General features: G+C 56.7%; 12 protein-coding genes and 4 pseudogenes. 3 read left to right on the forward strand and 13 right to left on the reverse strand.

Translation table 11 applies throughout. The features are described 5' to 3' along the window. Window positions 1–313 precede the first annotated feature (313 nt). The 3 genes and pseudogenes from DXK50_RS03995 to DXK50_RS04005 all read right to left on the reverse strand — a co-directional run. Window positions 314–4,390: pseudogene (locus DXK50_RS03995) on the reverse strand (RHS repeat-associated core domain-containing protein); the annotation flags it as partial. Between the two features lie 266 nt (window positions 4,391–4,656). Then, window positions 4,657–5,085: a hypothetical protein gene (locus DXK50_RS04000; protein WP_212629409.1), complete on the reverse strand. Its 429-nt coding sequence runs from the start codon at window positions 5,083–5,085 to the stop codon at window positions 4,657–4,659. Further along, window positions 5,075–5,509 carry a hypothetical protein gene (locus DXK50_RS04005; protein WP_212629410.1) on the reverse strand — a complete coding sequence of 145 codons (435 nt, stop codon included), beginning with the start codon at window positions 5,507–5,509 and terminating at the stop codon, window positions 5,075–5,077. Before DXK50_RS04005 ends, DXK50_RS04000 begins: the two co-directional genes overlap by 11 nt. Before the next feature lie 116 nt (window positions 5,510–5,625). On the opposite strand from DXK50_RS04005, the gene DXK50_RS04010 reads away from it, so the two are divergent. Next, window positions 5,626–6,051: a GGDEF domain-containing protein gene (locus DXK50_RS04010; protein WP_349292058.1), complete on the forward strand. Its 426-nt coding sequence runs from the start codon at window positions 5,626–5,628 to the stop codon at window positions 6,049–6,051. Between the two features lie 316 nt (window positions 6,052–6,367). On the opposite strand, the gene DXK50_RS04015 is transcribed toward DXK50_RS04010, so the two are convergent. From DXK50_RS04015 to DXK50_RS25340, 10 genes and pseudogenes are all read right to left on the reverse strand, one after another. Continuing rightward, entirely contained in the window at window positions 6,368–6,733 is a 366-nt protein-coding gene (locus DXK50_RS04015; RefSeq protein WP_212629411.1) for a hypothetical protein, read from the reverse strand. A gap of 117 nt (window positions 6,734–6,850) precedes the next feature. Further along, on the reverse strand, window positions 6,851–7,315 hold the full coding sequence (locus DXK50_RS04020) for an SMI1/KNR4 family protein (protein ID WP_212629412.1): 465 nt from the start codon (window positions 7,313–7,315) through the stop codon (window positions 6,851–6,853). Between the two features lie 16 nt (window positions 7,316–7,331). Further along, window positions 7,332–7,631: an HNH endonuclease signature motif containing protein gene (locus DXK50_RS25270; RefSeq protein WP_212629558.1), complete on the reverse strand. Its 300-nt coding sequence runs from the start codon at window positions 7,629–7,631 to the stop codon at window positions 7,332–7,334. Window positions 7,632–7,712: 81 nt separating this feature from the next. Beyond that, window positions 7,713–8,517: pseudogene (locus tag DXK50_RS04030) on the reverse strand (RHS repeat domain-containing protein); the annotation flags it as partial. Between the two features lie 162 nt (window positions 8,518–8,679). Then, entirely contained in the window at window positions 8,680–9,084 is a 405-nt protein-coding gene (locus DXK50_RS04035; protein WP_349292059.1) for an immunity 22 family protein, read from the reverse strand. A gap of 28 nt (window positions 9,085–9,112) precedes the next feature. Next, entirely contained in the window at window positions 9,113–9,592 is a 480-nt protein-coding gene (gene comJ / locus DXK50_RS04040) for a competence protein ComJ (protein ID WP_212629414.1), read from the reverse strand. A gap of 126 nt (window positions 9,593–9,718) precedes the next feature. Continuing rightward, window positions 9,719–10,153, reverse strand: coding sequence for a tetratricopeptide repeat protein (locus DXK50_RS04045; protein WP_212629415.1), 435 nt, complete (start codon window positions 10,151–10,153; stop codon window positions 9,719–9,721). Between the two features lie 381 nt (window positions 10,154–10,534). After that, window positions 10,535–10,965 (reverse strand): annotated as a pseudogene (locus DXK50_RS24855) (RHS repeat-associated core domain-containing protein); the annotation flags it as partial. A 32-nt stretch (window positions 10,966–10,997) separates the two neighbouring features. Then, the gene (locus tag DXK50_RS04055; RefSeq protein WP_249186675.1) at window positions 10,998–11,522 is read right to left on the reverse strand and encodes a hypothetical protein; all 525 of its coding nucleotides are present in this window, start codon (window positions 11,520–11,522) and stop codon (window positions 10,998–11,000) included. 104 nt (window positions 11,523–11,626) lie between these two features. Further along, window positions 11,627–11,756 (reverse strand): annotated as a pseudogene (locus DXK50_RS25340) (type VI secretion system protein TssA); the annotation flags it as partial. 901 nt (window positions 11,757–12,657) lie between these two features. On the opposite strand from DXK50_RS25340, the gene DXK50_RS04060 reads away from it, so the two are divergent. Both DXK50_RS04060 and DXK50_RS04065 read left to right on the forward strand, forming a co-directional pair. Beyond that, complete coding sequence (locus tag DXK50_RS04060) at window positions 12,658–13,104, forward strand: hypothetical protein (RefSeq protein WP_212629416.1); 447 nt, start codon at window positions 12,658–12,660, stop codon at window positions 13,102–13,104. A gap of 117 nt (window positions 13,105–13,221) precedes the next feature. Further along, window positions 13,222–13,707, forward strand: a complete 486-nt coding sequence (locus DXK50_RS04065) for a hypothetical protein (RefSeq protein ID WP_249186610.1) — start codon at window positions 13,222–13,224, stop codon at window positions 13,705–13,707. Window positions 13,708–13,720: the final 13 nt, after the last annotated feature.

The following is a 13,720-nucleotide window of genomic DNA, read 5'->3' on the forward strand; positions in this document are numbered from 1 at the left end:
AATTCTTCCGAAAACAATGTCTTCCCCTGCTTTATTTGTTTTATATATTTTCCAATAGTCATTGCCATGAATGTTAGGTTGACTGGAGCTTCCGCCCGGATGATAGTCAAGCTTATAAGTGGCCCCGGATTTTGTGGTTCGTACATACTGAACGTGCTGGATCGCACCCGGCCTTCCGGCCTGCGGATAGATTTTTTGTCCAGCCCCGAGCCGTCAGATAACGGTCGACGCTTGCAGGGTTCTTGCCCGTCAGCTTTCCAACCCATCGTTTGGTAATCGTATTTTTTCTGCTAAAGCCTTTCGCCAAGGAGCAGCTTAGGCCTAAAGGGTCTGCATAGGTGACGGGATTTGGCGCATAGGCATAGAGATTCAGCCCACCCGCCAACCCAATCGGATCCGGGCTGATAAACCGTCCGATATCCGGATCGTAGAACCTGAAGGTGTTGTAGTGCAGCCCGGTTTCGCGGTCCAGGTACTGGCCCTGGAAGCGCAGGTTCTGCTCTTCGACAAAGAAGCTTTCCTGCTGTTCGGCCAGGGTGTTGCCCCAGACCTGGTAGCGGGCCTGCCAGATGCAGCGGCCGTCGTCTTCGGTGAGTTGCTGCGGTAACCCGTTCGGATCGGTGTGGTAGTAGCGCAGGCGGGCGTGTTCGCCCTGGCCATCGACGCGCGCCAGCGGGTCGTAGCTGCCTTCGTCGTAGAGGTAGAGGCTGTGCCGGCCGTTGCGGGTTTCGCTGAGCAGGCGCATGCCGTCCCAGGTGAAGTCGGTCTGGCCGAGCAGCACGCCATGGGCATCGTAGTGGCTTTTGCCGATACGCCGACCAAGCGGATCGTAGTGCATGACCACGCGGCTGCCGTCGTTGTTGGTGACTTCCCGCACGCGGTGTTCGGCGTCGTAGCTCAGGCGCTGCACCTGGTGACGACCGCTGCGTTTTTCCACCAGTCGGCCGAAGGCGTCGTAGCGGTAGCGCTTGTCCTGGTAGGTGAGCAGTTTGTTGTGGCGCACCCAGCCGCTGCTGGCGGCATCGCCACCGACCGGGTGCAGCAGGTTGGCGGCCGCGTCGTAGCTGTAGGTTTCCAGATTGCCGCGAATCAGGTCCTGGCTAGCGATGATGCGCCCGCTGGCATCGTAGTGCAGCTGCTGCTTCTGTTCGCGCTGGCTGGCCGGGTCACGGTCGAGGCGGCCGATCAGGTTGTCGCTGGGATCAAAGGCATAGCGCCGCTCGGCTTCGGCCGGCAGCTGTACAGGTTGCTCCAGGCGCCGACGCAGGCGTGCGGTGAGGCGTCCGGTTCGGTCGTACTGGCTGCGGGTAATGAGCTGCCCCTGGGTGCGCAGCACCTCGCGATGCAGGCGGTCGCGCTCGAAGCGGCTGACCAGTTGATCATCCAGGTGGAGCAACTGCAAGTGGCCGCTGCCGTAGTACAGGCGGCGGATACGGCGCTGGTCAGGCAGTTGCGTTTCCAGCAGGTTGCCGAGCTCATCGTAGGCATGCTGCAGGGCGCCGGCGGCGCTCTGCTCGCTGAGCAACTGGCCAAGGGCGTCGTAGGCGAAGGCCAGCGACTGCACCTGACCATCAGCCGCAGTGAAGTCGACCCCCGTCAGGCGATCGAGCGGGTCATAGCTGTATTCGGTGCGACCGTCATCGGTGTGCTTGGCGATCATCCGGCCAGCGGCATCGCGCTCGAAGCGGTGGATGATCGGCGCCGGCGGCGTCTCCGGGACGCTACCCAGACCCGTGCCGTGTGGGGCTGGGGTATAGGCCAGGCCGATGAGGTTGCCCTGCGGGTCATAGCGATAATGCCGAGCGCTGTCGTCTAGGTCATGCTGGGCGGTGAGACGGTCGAGCACGTCCCAAGTGAAGCGGTAGCGTTCGTCGTTCTCGTTGCTCAGGGCGAGCAGACGGCCATAGGCGTCGTATTCGAAGCCGACGCTGCGGCCCAGGGCATCGATGCGCTGACGCACCTGGCCACGGCGGTCATAGCGATAGCGCACGGGCTTGCCGGCAGGATCGAGGTAGGCGCTGAGCTGGCCGATGGCGTCGCGTTGAAACTCCTCGCAGCGGCCGTCGGCGAGTTGCGTCTGCAGCAGGCGTCCCTGGCTGTCGTAGTGGTAGCGGGTGATCTCGCCGAGGGCATCGGTGATCTGCACCAGGTTGCCGCGCTCGTCGTAGGCGAAGCGCGTGGGGTAGCCGGAACAGTCGACCTGCTCGGTGAGCTGGCCGAGGGCGTTCCAGCGCAGGGTCTTGCGCTTGCCGCTGGCGTCGATGATCTCCACCGGCAGGCCGCTGGTGTCGTAGCGGTAGCGGGTGACATGGCCTAGCGGGTCGATCTCGGCGATGCAGTTGCCGCGCTTGTCGTAGCGGTACTGCCAGGCATTGCCGGCGGCGTCGGTCTCGGCTTCCGGCAGCGACCAGTGACCGAGCCACTTAGTGAAGTCGCGACGCCCCAGCGGGTCGAGGGTTTCGCAAAGGTTGCCGGATTCGTCATAGGCGAATTGCCAACGCGCGCCATCCGGTGCGACGGCGGCCAGCAGCTGGCGCTCGTCATTCCATTCGAACAGCCAGAGCTGGCCGAGGGCGTCGCGATAGCGGGTGATCTGGTACTGGCTGTTCCAGTGACGTTCGCTGGTGCGACCAAGGCCGTCGATGACCCGGGTGATTCCCGCCTCCAGATCGTAATGCAGATGGTATTCGTCGCCGTCGTCGGTCCAGTGCCGTGTCACCCGCCATTCGCGGCCATCGGCACCCTGAAACTCGCCCCACTCGTAGAAGCAGCGCAGACCGGTGGGACGCTGGTGCTCGATCAGACGACGGCCGCTGTCGTAGACGAAGCGACGCAGCAGTTGGCCCTTGTCGTCGCGGACTTCGCTGAGATCGCCCTGTGCGTCATAGGCGTAGGCGACCAGCACCTCGCGCCGCTCATCGGCGAACAGGCGCTCGACCCGGCCCAGGCGCTGCGGGTGCCGGGCATCGGCAATCAATTCGATGCACAGCTGGTTGTGGCCATCGCGCACGGCGCGCAGCCGGCCAGTGGCGTCGTATTCGAGCAGCAGGCGGTTGTCGTTGCGATCACCCAGCTTGCTCAGGCGCAGCCGATGCGGCGCTTCGGACAGAGGCTCGAACAGGCGGTAGAGGCCATCGACGCTTTCCACCAGCAGTGCACCGCTTTCATCGCGGCGGAAACTCAGACCTTCGCCCGGGCTGTAGCAGGCATCGCCCGGTGGCAGGCTGCCAATCTCGATGGGGCGGCCCTGCTCGTCGATATACGTCAGCGCTTCGCCACCCTGCGGGTGGGCGCGCACCTGCACGGCGATCTCGAACGGCAGGCTCCAGCCGGCACCCAGCAAACCGTCACGGCGCTCGTCGCAGCTGCTGTAGAAGCGCTGCCACTCGATGGGCATCAGCCCCGGCAGGACGAAGTCGAGGTCGTCGTCTTCACCGAGCACCTTGGCCCCGGTGCTGGCGTGCACCGGATTGGGTGCACCGCTGCTGGCCGAGCCGAGAGCGTTGGCGATGGCGTTGGTGGCATAGGCGGTCGCACCGCCCATGGCCATGTTGCCGGCGAAACCAGCGACCAGGCAGGGCAGCTTGCTGCACAGCTTGCGTGGGTTGCCACGTAGCGCCATGAGCACAGTCAGGGCCAGGCCGATGCCGGGGATCTTGCCGCTGCGAATCGGCTGCACCACCACGGCGTCGCCACCGATGCGCACGTTCGGCGAAATGTTGCCGCTTTCCACCACCGTGGCTTCACAGGTGCTGCGATCACCACTGCGCACCGCCGGCTGACCTTCGATGCTGACCTTGATCGAACCTTCGGCCAGCAGTTGCACCGGCATCGGCGGGTGCTTCTTGCACTCGATGGCATCCAGCGGGCAGGGGATGACGCCAGGTGCCGGCTGGGCAACCGTCGGCTGCCACATCTCACTGAAGAAGTTCTTGGCCATGTCGAGAAAGCTCGGCTCAGGCTCCTCGGCGGGCGGTGCCTGCTCCAACTCGGTGCCGGACGGCGCAGCGGCGCTACCCAACTTGCCAGCGGCGCGCGCGGAAGGCAGGCCGTTGGTTTTGGTCTTGTTGGCGCCGGTAACGATCTTGGCTGAACATTGGGCGGGGAGATGGCGTTGCCCAGGCCTTCGCAGAGGGTCGTGAGACCCTTGGTCCCAGCCGGTTTTGTTCATGCCGACCCCCACGGCGATCCCCACTACTGCGGCGAGAACAAAGCCACCGAGACCGCCGGTGAGGACGGTCAGGCCGGTGGCGGCGACCACCGCGGCACAGGCCACGGCGGTAATGGCGGCATAGGCAGCCACTTCCAGCACGCCGCCGACGATGTCGGCGAGCATTGTGGTGTGCAGCAGATCGTCGCCGAGCCGGGCAGCCCAGAGCGCATCAGACATCGCAGGTCATCCGTTGAGGCTGTGCTTGATCTGTTTCGCCAACTTGGCGAACGGGGACTTGGGATCGCTGCTTGCTTCTTGAATGGTGTAGCTCATCGGGCGTTTCCTTCCTTTGGGTGCCGTGGACGTATCCTGGTGACAAGCCCAACTACGGGAGCTCGGTATCCAGTGCTCGGCCAGCTATGAGCAGGTGGGGTTTGTGAAGCGGTTACGATTTCGTCTGGAAATATCAACAATCCGGGGCAAATCAAGGCTCCGGGCAATGGCTAGCCGACCCGACACCAGCTGCCTCGCTGTGCCCGTTCGGGCAGGATGAGCCTCCAGATAGCCTCACATTGCTGGCATTGATAGAGCACTTCGCCGCCCAGGACGTTGGCCGGTGCCGTGTACCAAGCGGGTGCCGGCACGGGTGTAAAGACGCCCGACGCGCTACGCAGGCAGCCGTCGCACTGCTCGAAGTCGTGATAGTCGCGAAACTCACCGGCCTGGTAGACCCTTGTGCAGCTATGACAGGCCGCCAGGCATTCCAGAAATGCCGGCTGCGGGTCACCGCGGCGCAGCTTCAGGTAGGTGGTCCGTTTGAGCTGGCTGCTGGCTGCATCGGCGTGAGCATCGACCCAGGCGGCCACCTCGTCCTGAGTGATTCGCTCGGCGCGGCGAGCCTGCAAGAGCAGGCTGAGTTGATCAGGGTCCACTTGGCGGCGCTCCATTCATGGGGATGACCCAGGACTCGTCCCAGGTTGAGGTCTGTGCAAGGAACTGGCTGTTGCCACCTGAACCGGCGGCCGGATAGGCCTCGGTCACAGGCTCCCAGCCGATCGGGTGAGAGTCTCCCAACGGCCTTGGGACGCGGGCGTCGATGACCTGTGAAGCGGGTATCTTCAGCACCACTTCGTGCTGGCCCCAGTGATCGAATACCTGGCTCTTGTCCATGCTGACCTTCGGGTCCAGGCCCGGATTATCGAAGGTCATGTAAGCATCACGGTTGATACGCCCCGCATCGCGGTAGTACTTCAGCGTCCGGTAGTTCGTTGCACGGTAGACATAGTCCGAGTGTTGCAGGCGTGATTGCAACTGCGCATGCAAGGCACCGCCCTGTTGGCGCGTCTGCGACACCATTCTCTTGTATTGCTGAAATAAAAATAATAGGGGACAAAAAATAATAGGGGACAGACCACGATTTACGGATAAGTTAATCGTGGTCTGTCCCTCTATTCGTATTCGTATTCGTATTCGTGCCCCCTATTCGCGCGCCCCTATCCATCGCCATGCTCGATCTGGATCACTTCAAGCAGATCAACGACAGCCACGGCCATCTTGTCGGCGATGCCGTGCTCAGGCACTGCGCGGACCATCTCCAGCAACGGCTGCGGCGTAACGACAGCATCGGCCGTTATGGTGGTGAAGAATTCCTGCTGATCCTGCCCGGCACCGACGCCAGCGGCGCGCTGGAGCTGGTCGATCAGCTTCGCCAATCCCTGACCCAGCACCCGGCGCAGATTGACGACAAGCACATCGCATTGAGCTTCAGCGCCGGTGTTTACGGCAGCACCAGCTCCGTCGCCGAGGACATCACCGCCATGCTGCTCAAGGCCGACACCGCGCTCTATCGCGCCAAGCACGCCGGGCGTAATACACAGGTTCTGGCCACGGCGGACTGATAGGAGGGGCTCGGATTACTAGCAGACCTGAGTCATGCCTGGCTACCAGCGTTCAGCGTCGCCCGGCTTTTCTGTAGGCAACAAAAAACCCGCCGAAGCGGGTTTTTTTAAGACCTTCCGACATCCTGTCGTTTGCCGTCCTGGCGCGGTCTGTCTTCCGTGACTCGGGACATCCAGTTCCCGGTAGGTGTGTGTAGATTAACCAGCCCACGGACACGGCGGGAGAGGTCCGTTGCGCTTCGGCGTGTAAGCCTTTTGCCATAGCGGCACTCGCAAAAAACCATGATCTGAGCCTGACGCTAATCAGAAGGCAGCTTTACTCGTCCACAAACACGCCACATAGATCGATCACGAAGCGCGCAGGTTGCGCTTCTCCTGCAGCTATAACGATGAGTGCCGAATGATTGGCGTCTCGACCATTAACGCGTTGTATGTACAGAGCAAGATTTCCTTGCTTATACGCGGGCGTATCGCCTGGAAAATCCATATTTTTTCTTGCGCCAGGAATCAGACCTACCAGCGCATCGGCCTGCCGTTCACCCAGTTCGCATAAATACTGGACCTGCCGGTTGTCGAAGAGCACTGGTCCGAAATCTGGCACATCCAATATTGAGCTGAATACATAGAAATCGCTTTCAGCCCCATCGAATAGTCGTTTTTTATTTTTAACTAGATCATTCATGCTTCAAGAATAAGCTTTTTTATCTCCAAGTTTTGATACTCTACTGCACTATCTGTGCGCCGCATTTGGTGTTACGCAAGAGCACCGATACGCTGAAGAGGTTTGCGTCTAACTTCCTTACAAGTCCTCCTCATGGACTAGTCCTTGGACAAAATTAGTAAAACTGGAACAAATTACCGTTTCTGATTTTTTTTGATTCTCTTCAAAGCTGAGCTCGGCGTAAAAATTATCAGTCGTAAAATAGCTAACCAGCCCAGAGTCTACATTTAGGCAAAAATAGTTCCCCCCCCAGTCGTTAGCAAAGGGAAGTAGATTCTCAGGAATCACCTGCTTATCTCTCATTGAAAGGTAAGTTGATAGCAGGTTCGATGGAGAATCGGAAATTGGCTTGAAAGATGCGACCTCTAAAGGCTCTTCAATTTCCGCACCAACCCAATACGTGCGATCAGGAACGCCACCATTATATTTAAGATAATGAGCCCTAAACTCATCAGGCAATTTTTTTCCAACCTTAGCTTCAAAACTATTCAGCTGCGTCAGATCGACTGAAGCTTCAGTATTAGAGAAAACATTTTCATTCATGAACAACTCTCACTTATCAACAACGCCCAACTTTAGATCTAGGAATCTTATTAGCAAGCCATCCTTTCTTTGAAGATACCAAAATTGCTTCAGCACTTTCGTACTTTACCTTGAAATGTTTTTCATACTGGGACACAGACCCTGCATGAGGGAATGTTGCCTCATGAGCAGAGGTCTTAACCAATTGCATCGTGGTGGTACCAGTTTTCGGGTTAAAGTCATCAACATGGTGCCAGGTGTAACCCGTTGCCGCTTTCTTAGAAATACCAGCCTCTTTAAATGCTTGAGTGAAATCGCGCCCGCGACTTCCCTGCATTTTGATAACCACAATATTCTTTTGTGAGCCGACTGTGGGGAATAAATCACTACTCCCAGTAAAGTCTACCCCTGTGAGGGCCCACCCCCATGGATCCACCCACCCATACGGCTCCGGCGCATACTGGAACAGGTTGATCCCACCCGCCAACCCAATCGGGTCCGGGCTGATAAACCGTCCGATATCCGGATCGTAGAACCTGAAGGTGTTGTAGTGCAGCCCGGTTTCGCGGTCCAGGTACTGACCCTGGAAGCGCAGGTTCTGCTCTTCGACAAAGAAGCTTTCCTGCTGTTCGGCCAGGGTGTTGCCCCAGACCTGATAACGGGCCTGCCAGATGCAGCGGCCGTCGTCTTCGGTGAGCTGCTGCGGTAACCCGTTTGGATCGGTGTGGTAATAGCGCAGGCGGGCGTGTTCGCCCTGGCCGTCGACGCGCGCCAGCGGGTCGTAGCTGCCTTCGTCGTAGAGGTAAAGGCTATGTCGACCGTTGCGGGTTTCGCTGAGCAGGCGCAGGCCGTCCCAGGTGAAGTCGGTCTGGCCGAGCAGTACGCCGTGGGCATCGTAGTGGCTTTTGCCGATACGCCGGCCGAGCGGATCGTAGTGCATGATCACGCGGCTGCCGTCGTTGTTGGTGACTTCCCGCACGCGGGTGTTCGGCGTCATGGCTCAGGCGCTGCACCTGGTGACGGCCGCTGCGTTTTTCCACCAGGCGGCCGAAGGCGTCGTAACGGTAGCGCTTGTCCTGGTAGGTGAGCAGTTTGTTGTGGCGCACCCAGCCGCTGCTGGCGGCATCGCCACCGACCGGGTGCAGCAGGTTGGCGGCGGCGTCGTAGCTGTAGGTTTCGAGATTGCCGCGAATCAGGTTCTGGCCCCGGTTTGGTATACCGGTGACTTTGAGGCTACGTTCCGTTTGTGCGCCGTCCATGTCGTACTGATCCGGTCTGGCTCCTCGAAGCGGTATACAGTACGGCTAACTCGCCTACTAACTGGAGGCGTCAAGCATTTCATTAGCCCAAACGGATCGAAGCACTTACTCGGCTAATCTTTTCACTTAATCACCTTGAAATACGCCTATATAATTCAGACCGTTATAACTATCTTTGATAGGCTGCGTAAGAACCAGATCCGCGTCTTGGTACCAAAAAATCGCATTGGCTTTCTTGATTCCAAGCGCCTCACAACGCGCTTTGACCAGTGGCAGTTCATCTTCATCTACAGCGGCTTCGGTCAGAATTTCATCTAGTGAAACCTCATACTCGCAACGAGGAATAATGCCAATGAAATCTTCGTCATACCAAACAATACCAATATCTCTGCAGAAGCCACAGAGTTTGTAGTTTGGATCGTCAAAATCACCTTCGGCAGCGTGATCAATCTCGAAATAGCTCATGTATTCGTCCTCTCGCGAGAAGTTACTACCTACCCATACATGAACATTTTTATTTTCACTTGACACTTATATACATCCTAGAAAGGGATAGTTTTCATTGAAAGCCCTCGACGAGTGACAGATCTTTCTCGCCGCCCCATGGATCATCTAGCAAGTACTTGGGTTCGACTTTTGCGTCCACCGGGACCAAGGTTATTTTGTAGAAAATCTCGTCGCCTTCACAGACTTCAAAGTACAACGCATAGTCACGCCGCACCAAATCCAAGTCGACATTGAATTTCTCAGTTGCGGATGCAACTTCCACATGTGTGGAATTTGTGACGTGAAACGGCACGACGATACAACGCTGAGCAGTTTCATCTAGAGCAAAGCTGTTCGTTAGACTCAAATACACGTTCGCACCGAAAGAGTCTTCGGGCAAAGGATCGAATACAACGTAGTCGCGATGCAGAACCGCCCCCTGCTCCAAGTTGACCTTACCCCATTGACTGGATGACTCATCGAAGGGGCGCGCACGAAACTGAATTTGGCTGTGGGATACCAGCAGATCTACAGTCTGAGCTTTACGCTCCATAAATAAATCTCGATCTAGACAGAGGCGGGAATAAATTTCAATTGCAAATGGGCAGATTTATTTATTGATCCTGATTGCTGGCGGCAGAAAATAAATCTGTCCCCTTTTTGCCAAATGAAGCTTTGTTCAGGGCTTTTTTTCCAAGTAAAACTTCAGGTATTTTTTGGGCCGTTCCTGAAAAGCTCGCGCCTTGCCAAAGTTGTAGGCTTCGTTGAAGTATTTGTAGGCTTGGGCTTGGTCTCCCAGTTCAAAGTAGACCATTCCCAAGTTAATCAACGGCCCTGTATCGATATCCGACTCCCGCCCATCCAAGGTCTTTTGTGCCCAGTCCTTAGCCGCCTCGAAATCCCCTTTGTCGAAATGCAGATTGAAAAACGAACCTGTGACCCACGATGACAAGGGTGTCCACTGCAGCTTGGGCTCAGGAAGCAAGTCCCAAGCATTCTGGTAATGGGCTTGAGCTTGTTCTTTTTTGTTTTGCTCATCGAGTTCGTTACCCGATGCCATGACACGCATTATTTCGTCTGCGAGTGTCGAGTTCACGTCTGCCAGGTCTTTCATCACGCCGGTCCTTTACTAATAAATGGGCTTTTCTGCGGGGCCAATAAAATCGCCGGGATCCCGGTACCTGTCCGTCAGGAGCGCGCCTTTGGACCGGTTATGGGAATAGTATTACAGCTCATAATTGTCGGGGTCACGCATCCACCCCCTCACTTCTTTGGTTTTGGCACCATGAAAACCGCCTTTTGAGCTCCAATACTTAACGGCATCGGTTTTGGCCATATCAGCGTCTTTAATCGAATACCATTTTTTATCAGTACTCTGGAACCTCATGTTTTTCCCGGTACCGATGATCTTGCCTTCGGCTCGCATCCGCGCTATCACCGCTTTGCCCGTACGGCTGTTTTTTCCAGGGGTTCTGCCAACGTAGTTCAGGCGGCAAGACAAGCCCAATGGATCAATCCACCCAAACGGGTTGGGACTGTAGGTGAAAAAATTCAGACCACCGTCCAACCCAATCGGATCCGGGCTGATAAAACGTCCGATATCCGGATCGTAGAACCTGAAGGTGTTGTAGTGCAGCCCGGTTTCGCGGTCCAGGTACTGGCCCTGGAAGCGCAGGTTCTGCTCTTCGACAAAGAAGCTTTCTGCTGTTCGGCCAGGGTGTTGCCCAAGACCTGATAACGGGCCTGCCAGATGCAGCGGCCGTCGTCTTCAGTGAGTTGCTGCGGTAACCCGTTTGGATCGGTGTGGTAGTAGCGCAGGCGCGCGTGTTCACCCTGGCCATCGACGCGCGCCAACGGGTCGTAGCTGCCTTCGTCTTAAAGGTAGAGGCTGTCGGCTATCCGGGTCTCGCTGAGCAGGCGAAGGCCCCCTCCGAGCGATAGGATAGCCATGCTCAGGTTTACCAGTCGAACATCGCGGTGTAGTTTTTCTGGTCGCCAACGCCACGCAGGCAACTGGCATTGTGCGCCAACACTGATTGTTCCAACTGGCCCTTAATTAGTCGAATAGCCTTGTATTGCGAGCGACACTCCAGCTTGCTGCCAACCACAGGGGCTACATGCAACACCATGATGATCGGCACATTCTGAAAAGTTTCGACATGTGCCTGGCCATTCTTGCCAATACTGAAATGACACGGCGAGGGAATGTCGAGTGGCAGTATGCTCTGGTCTGGTTTGCGCAAAGCGCAGCGTTGTTGCTGGTTCTCCAGCACATAAGGCTGGCTCAACAATGTAGCATGCATCGGCAGGCTACTATCGGCAACTTGGCCGGCCTGTGCCACGGATGGAAAGAGTGCGGCGATCAAAGCAAGATGAGCAGCCCTGATCACGTTCGCCACCGGAAAAAATCGATGAACCTGTCGGCCTATCTGACACATAGCACTTTTATCGACTCTTGATATGTCCAGCTTGTTGTCGCGCATGCAAAGAGGCCCACGCCCTGAGCGGAACCGACTTGCTCGCTGAACAGTTGCTCGATAGCGCTCAAATCGTGCAGGGCACGCTTCATGGCTTCGTGAGTGAGCCGCAGGGAGTCGCTCATGCTGCGATTGGGAGTGCCCTGGCGCATCGAGCTGGAGAAAGTCGCTGTCGTATTCCAAATTTTCGCCACAGGGCCAAGTATCCGAAACGGCGGCAAGCAAAAGCGAAGTTTCCACGGACTCGATCTCCTTATCGATTTTTAACTGCGCTACATAAATGCCATAAATTCATCCTAGATGGCTCTTTGATAACTAACCATTAATGTTATTTGCCGCTACGTAATATCCAGGCTCTCGTTATATTTTAATTTAAAATATAAAAAGTCGAGATAATATGCCGACCATTCATCGCATTTGTAAACTTATGCAAAGTGCGCTAATTTGCGAGTTTTAACACATACTGAATCTCGGAACAATTGCCAAGATCGCCTGTTTCTTGGTGAAAGAGAACGGTTGACGAATGTTTCACTAGGGAGCTCATACCGGCCTGAAAGCTCATCACTGAAGGCTTTCACGGTGTTACCAAGGGTCTGCAGGGAGGCAACATCGTGCTGCCTTGACCATCACCAGCCACACAAGGTCGCGCCCAGCCAACGTCCCAGAACACCTTGTAACATGCGTGGTGGGCATTCACCACGCCCCGGATATGATTGGTTCTACCAGGCCCGGTGCGCCTGGTTTCCTCGAAAAAATTGTCTTATGCAAAACAAGGGCGGTCGATACTACACACTGGCAACCACTAGCCGTCTCTCTTACGGAGTTTTCCCCTCGGCTGGGGACCATGCATCGGTCCCTTCACCAGCACCGACGCTTGCCAACCGCACTCCACTTGCGCAACAAGACGATGCACTGCTGCGGGCCTTCTTCGCTATGCCGGACTAAATCACCGACGCCTCCCGGAAACCTTTAATCCGGCTCTGACACCGGCACTGCGCAAGTCGCTACCACACGGCTGTGAGCTTCCAAGTGGTTCAACCGGTAAAATCATCGCTAGCAATCAGCACTGAACGTCTGCATCAGCTTGCTCGGTAGCAGCATGTTGCAGACCTACACATTGGATTTACAAGGAGCTAGGGGAGTGAAACCAGATCTGGATTTCCTGACAATATTGAGACGGCATTTTCCGATATTCATTGGCGCCTTTTATCTTGCTCTCTTTGCCTTGGCGATAAGCCTTTACCTGCTACTCGAACTGTATCCACCCGCCCGGGCCGATTACGGTACCTATATAGTTCAGACCAACCTCGGCATGTCGGTTTACCTGTGCTCCGCTAACTTTCTGGTTATTCGCGGCCGTCCTTGGGCGCCATGGCTGATTGTCGCAGCCATGGCGGCCTGCATACTGGTCCTCGTCGGGACCTGGGGAAGAGGGGCACCTGACCTGCTGTACTCCATCGGTCTGCTGCTGTCTTTGGCTACCTTGATGGCGCTCAACAGCAAACGCTACCGCGCTATGCAGACGGCCATGGTAGATGTGCGCGCCCAGCGCACGGCGTGGCGTCAGCACCACAGGAAACGGCGATAGCTTGACCTTCTTCAAACGGGTCGAACAATACCTTGTCGAGTTCTAAAGCAGCTGCCGTCTCTTTAAGCTGTTGATCATATTAGCAATTTCATCGGCATCAACGAGGCATCATTACCCATGGTGAAGCACTCTGATGAACCTTATTGGTCTTTACGAGGAGCTGGAGTGAAGCAAGGACTCGATTTTCTCTCGATACTGCGCCGGCACTTCCCGGTCTTTATCGCCGCTTTCTTTCTGGCGCTTTTTTCCCTGGCGATCTGTCAGATTCTGCTGCTGGAAGTCTATCCGCCGAGCCTGGATGACTATGGCATTTACATGATGCTAGGCAGCGGCGGCATTTCCTTATACCTGTGCGCGGCAAACCTTCTGGTGATTCGCGGTCGCCCCTGGGCGGTATGGCTGATTGTGACGGCCATGTCTGCGTGCATGCTGGTGATCGTCGGGCACTGGGGCAGGCGAGCGCCAGGCCTGCTGTATTCTATCGGTCTGCTGCTGCCGTTGAGTACCCTGCTGACCCTAAACAGCAAGCGCTACCGTGCCATGCTGGCGGCCATGGTGGAAGTACGAGCGCAACGCGCTGCGTGGCGTAAGCGCTACAAATAAGAGCACTAAACCT

Origin of the sequence: Pseudomonas sp. KB-10, from assembly GCF_018221585.1 — a bacterium.
Taxonomy (GTDB): Bacteria; Pseudomonadota; Gammaproteobacteria; order Pseudomonadales; family Pseudomonadaceae; genus Aquipseudomonas; species Aquipseudomonas yangonensis.

Excerpts from the sequence above, each read along its gene's own strand:
- DXK50_RS04055 (WP_249186675.1), bottom strand. The coding sequence starts at position 11,522 with ATGCGCGACAACAAGCTGGACATATCAAGAGTCGATAAAAGTGCTATG.
- DXK50_RS04005 (WP_212629410.1), bottom strand. The coding sequence starts at position 5,509 with ATGGTGTCGCAGACGCGCCAACAGGGCGGTGCCTTGCATGCGCAGTTG.
- DXK50_RS25270 (WP_212629558.1), bottom strand. The coding sequence starts at position 7,631 with ATGCAGGGAAGTCGCGGGCGCGATTTCACTCAAGCATTTAAAGAGGCT.
- DXK50_RS04045 (WP_212629415.1), bottom strand. The coding sequence starts at position 10,153 with ATGAAAGACCTGGCAGACGTGAACTCGACACTCGCAGACGAAATAATG.
- DXK50_RS04015 (WP_212629411.1), bottom strand. The coding sequence starts at position 6,733 with ATGAATGATCTAGTTAAAAATAAAAAACGACTATTCGATGGGGCTGAA.
- comJ (WP_212629414.1), bottom strand. The coding sequence starts at position 9,592 with ATGGAGCGTAAAGCTCAGACTGTAGATCTGCTGGTATCCCACAGCCAA.
- DXK50_RS04020 (WP_212629412.1), bottom strand. The coding sequence starts at position 7,315 with ATGAATGAAAATGTTTTCTCTAATACTGAAGCTTCAGTCGATCTGACG.
- DXK50_RS04065 (WP_249186610.1), top strand. The coding sequence starts at position 13,222 with ATGGTGAAGCACTCTGATGAACCTTATTGGTCTTTACGAGGAGCTGGA.